The organism is Kitasatospora sp. NPDC024654 (assembly GCF_055559155.1).
In genome coordinates this window covers 1-1,451 of sequence record NZ_JBVHLF010000263.1, presented here as the reverse complement: position 1 = coordinate 1,451, position 1,451 = coordinate 1, and the positions used below count along the sequence as shown (strand labels likewise).

The following is a 1,451-nucleotide window of genomic DNA, read 5'->3' as shown; positions in this document are numbered from 1 at the left end:
GCTGGATGTCGCTGGGATCGTCGACGAGCTGTGTCCGATCGACGCGAGCGCGCACCTGACGCACGGCCAGGTGATCGAGGCGCTGGTCGCGAACCGGCTCACCTCGCCCGCGCCCTTGCAGCGGGTCGGGGACTGGGCCCGGGTATGGGCGGTCGAGGAAGTCCTCGGTATCGAGGCGACGCTGCTCAACGACGATCGCCTGGCCCGCGCCCTGGACGCGATCGCCCCGAGGCTGGAGCAGCTCGCGGGCACGGTCGGCGCGCGGGCGATCGCTGAGTTCGGCATCGACGTGGGCCGGTTACATTGGGACATGACCAGCATGTCCGTCCACGGTGCCTATCCGGAGGAGGACCAGGACAGGCAGTTCCCGGTGATCGGGTACGGGCATCCCAAGGACCGGCGGGTGGACCTGAAGCAGGTCCAGGCCGGGCTCGCGGTCACCGGCGATGGCGGCATCCCCGTCCACGCCCGGGTCTTCGGCGGCGGGGCGGCCGAGGTCTGTCAGGTGGTCGCAGCGATGAAGGACCTGCGGAAGATGGCCGGCGAGCAGGAGTTCCTGTTGGTCGCCGACTCCAAGCTGGTGTCCTACGCGAACGTCGGTGCGCTGTTGGAGGCCCGGGTGCCGTTCATCGCGCCGGTCCCCGCCGCGCGGGTCAAGGACGAGGTCTATGCGGCCCTGGACCTGGAGCGGGCCGCCGTCGTGGACTGGGTGCCCGAACGGGACGCGGGCAAGGATCCGGCCGACCGGGAGGTCTACCGGGTGCTGGAGGACGTCCACACCCTGGCCGGCCCGCGCAAACGCGACCCGATGCTGACCGTGCGCCGGATCCTGGTCCACTCCAGCGGCAACGCGAAGGGCCAGCGGGCCGCCCGCGCCAAGCGCCTGGCCCGGGCGGGCGAGGACCTGGACAAACTGGCCCGCGCGGCGGGCGGGCGGCACTACAAGACCGCTGAGAAGGTCGCCGCGCGGGTCGGGGTGATCGCCGCGACACGGCGTGTCGCCTCGTGCCTGCGCTGGCAGGTCACCCAGGACGCCCAGGGCCGCCCGTTACTGTCGTGGTCCTTCGACCAGGAGGTCCTGGACGCCGAGGCGAGAGCCGACGGCTGGTATGCGCTGATCACACCGTTGACCGCCGAGCAGGCCGATCCCGGGCAGGTCCTGATCCGGTACAAGGGCCAGGGGGCGGTCGAGCGCCGGTACGCGGACTTCAAGGGCCCGCTCGCCGTCGCCCCGGTGTTCGTGCAGCACAACCACCGCGTCGCCGCGCTGATCCAGGTGATCTGCCTGGCCTTGTTGGTGTTCTGCCTGATCGAGCGCCAGGTCCGACGGGCTCTGGGTCCCGAGCAGACCATGGCTGGCCTGTATCCGGACAACCGCCGGGTGCGGCCGACCGGCCGGATGATCCTTTACCACCTCGGCGAACTCACCCTGCGGATCGGCAACGTGACCG

Annotated in this window: 1 protein-coding gene; it reads left to right on the top strand. The window is 71.1% G+C overall.

Features of this window, described 5'->3' with window-relative positions:
• A partial coding sequence (locus ACZ38L_RS39510; RefSeq protein WP_465702996.1) for an IS1634 family transposase occupies positions 1–1,451 on the top strand: 1,451 nt, incomplete at both ends.